Consider the following 2,896-nt stretch of genomic DNA (forward strand, 5'->3'; position numbering starts at 1 on the left):
CGCGACGGCAAGGCCGCGCTGATCGAGCGCTTCCGCGCCTCGCGCCCCACCGCACCGGCCGCCACGCGGCTGATCCGCGGCTTGGCACGCCACGTCGACGGCACGCTGCTGCACCTGTGGCAGCACGCGCTGATGCCCAAGGGCGCGGCGCTGGTGGCCGTGGGCGGCTACGGCCGCGGCGAGCTGTTCCCCTACTCCGACGTCGATGTGCTGGTGCTGCTCCCGGCCACGCACGGCGACGCGCACGACAACGACGCGCTCAAGTCCACCATCGGCGGCTTCATCACCGCCTGCTGGGACATCGGCCTCGAGATCGGATCGAGCGTGCGCACCATCGACGAGTGCGTGGCCGAGTCCGAGCGCGACGTGACGGTGCAGACCGCTCTGCTCGAGGCGCGCTTCCTGTGCGGTTCGCGCCGCGTGTTCGACGAGTTCCGGCGTGCCCACCTGGCCGCGCTCGACCCGGCCGCGTTCCTGCGGGCGAAGACGCTGGAGATGCACCAGCGCCACACCAAGTATGAGGACACGCCCTACTCGCTGGAGCCCAACTGCAAGGAAAGCCCGGGCGGCCTGCGCGACCTGCAGACCGTGATCTGGATCGCCCGCGCGGCCCGGCTCGGCAAGACCTGGACCGCGCTGGCCGCCAACGGCATGGTCACGCCCTTCGAGGTCAAGCAACTGCAGCGCAACGAAGGCCTGCTCAAGCTGATCCGGGCGCGTCTGCACATGGTGGCGGGCCGGCGCGAGGATCGGCTGGTGTTCGACCTGCAGACTGCCGTGGCCGAGAGCTTCGGCTACCAGAGCACGCGCGAGCGGCGCGCCTCCGAGGCGCTGATGCGGCGGTACTACTGGGCCGCCAAGGCAGTGGCGCAGCTCAACCAGATCCTGATGCTCAACATCGAGGAGCAGATCCAGGGCACCGGCAAGTCGCCGATGCGCCCCATCAACGACAAGTTCCTCGACCGTGGCGGCATGCTCGAGGTCGTCAGCGACGACCTCTACCAGCGCGATCCGCACGCCATCCTCGAGACCTTCGTGACCTACCAGCAGACGGTCGGCATGAAGGGCCTGTCGGCGCGCACGCTGCGCGCGCTGTACAACTCGCGCGACGTGATGAACGGCGCGTTCCGGCGCGACCCGGTCAACCGCGCGCTGTTCATGCAGATCCTCATCAACCCCACGGGCCGGCAGACGCACGCCTTTCGGCTGATGAACCAGACGTCGGTGCTGGGACGCCATCTGTGGGTGTTCCGCCGCATCGTCGGGCAGATGCAGCACGACCTGTTCCACGTCTACACCGTGGACCAGCACATCCTGATGGTGCTGCGCAACGTGCGGCGCTTCTTCATCGCCGAGCATGCTCACGAGTACCCGTTCTGCTCGCAGCTCGGTGCACAGTTCGAGCGGCCGTGGGTGCTGTACGTGGCGGCGCTGTTCCACGACGTGGCCAAGGGCCGCGGCGGCGACCACTCCGACCTGGGCGGCGTCGAGGTACGGCGCTTCTGCCGCGACCACGGCATCGCGCGCGAGGACGCGCAGCTGATCGAGTTCCTCGTGCGCGAGCACCTCACCATGAGCCGCATCGCGCAGAAAGAGGACCTGAGCGACACCGAGGTGATCGAGACCTTCGCCACCAAGGTCAAGGACCCTCGCACGCTCACCGCGCTCTACCTGCTGACCGTGGCCGACATCCGCGGCACCAGCCCCAAGGTCTGGAATGCGTGGAAGGGCAAACTGCTCGAGGATCTGTACCGCGCCACATTGCGCGCGCTCGGCGGCGCCAAGCCCAACGTCGCGGCCGAGCTGGAGGCGCGCAAGCAGGAAGCCCTGCACGTGCTCAACCTGTATTCGCTGCTGCCGGGCGTGCAGCAGCCGCTGTGGGACACGCTGGAGCTCAGCTACTTCGTGCGCCACGACGCGGCCGACATCGCCTGGCACGCCCGCTCGCTCTACCGCCACGTCGACACCCGCATCCCGGTGGTGCGGGCGCGCCTCTCCAGCGTCGGCGAAGGGCTGCAGGTGCTGGTCTACGCACCGGACCGGCCCGACCTGTTCGCGCGCATCTGCGGCTACTTCGACAGCGCCGGCTTCAACATCCTCGACGCCAAGATCCACACCACCACCATCGGCTACGCGCTCGATACCTTCCAGGTCATCTCGCAGCACGTCGAACAGTACGTCGACGTGGCCTACCGCGACCTGATCTCGCTGGTGGAGATCCAGCTGTCCGAGGCGCTGGCCGCCGACGGGCCGCTGCCCGAACCGAGCCGCGGCCGCCTGTCGCGTCGCGTCAAGTCCTTCCCGGTCACGCCACGGGTGCTGCTCAAGCCCGACGAGCGCGCCCAGCGCTGGCTGCTCAGCGTGTCGGCCAGCGACCGATCGGGCCTGCTCTACGCGATCGCGCGCGTTCTGGCGCGCCACCAGCTCAACCTGCAGCTCGCCAAGGTCACCACACTCGGTGAGCGCGTCGAGGACACCTTCCTGATCAACGGCGCATCGCTGCAGCAGAACCGACAGCAGATCGCCATCGAGACCGAGCTGCTGGACGCGATCGCGCCCTGAACCCGGCACCGCGCAGGCCGGCCGCCGGTCCGGCCGGCTTCACTCGATCTTGAACTCGAACTCCTGTACGGCGATCACGTCGTCGGCACCGCTCACGCACTTGTACTGCAGCATCGCGCTGCGCACCGCGGCGTGGAAGACGCGTGGCCCCGACAGGATGGTGACCTCCTTGACCACGCCGCCGCTGATGCGCGCCTGCGCCCGTACCACGCCGGAAGTGCCCTCCTGCAGGGCGCGGCGCGGCAGTTCCGGCTTGACCTGCGTCGGGCAGACCACCGTGATGTCGCTGCGGCTGGGAGCAGGCGGGGCCGGCGGCGCCGGCGGCGGGGCGGGC

Annotated in this window: 1 protein-coding gene and 1 pseudogene; one reads left to right on the forward strand and one right to left on the reverse strand. The window is 69.3% G+C overall.

The window, feature by feature from the left end; all coding sequences use genetic code 11:
- A partial coding sequence (locus Y694_RS20955; protein WP_036236247.1) for a [protein-PII] uridylyltransferase occupies positions 1 to 2,562 on the forward strand: 2,562 nt, incomplete at its 5' end.
- A 39-nt stretch (positions 2,563 to 2,601) separates the two neighbouring features.
- Here Y694_RS20955 and Y694_RS25095 read toward each other — a convergent pair.
- Positions 2,602 to 2,896: pseudogene (locus Y694_RS25095) on the reverse strand (energy transducer TonB); the annotation flags it as partial.

It is taken from the genome of Methylibium sp. T29-B (assembly GCF_000576225.1).
In the GTDB taxonomy this organism is placed as follows: Bacteria; Pseudomonadota; Gammaproteobacteria; order Burkholderiales; family Burkholderiaceae_C; genus Methylibium; species Methylibium petroleiphilum.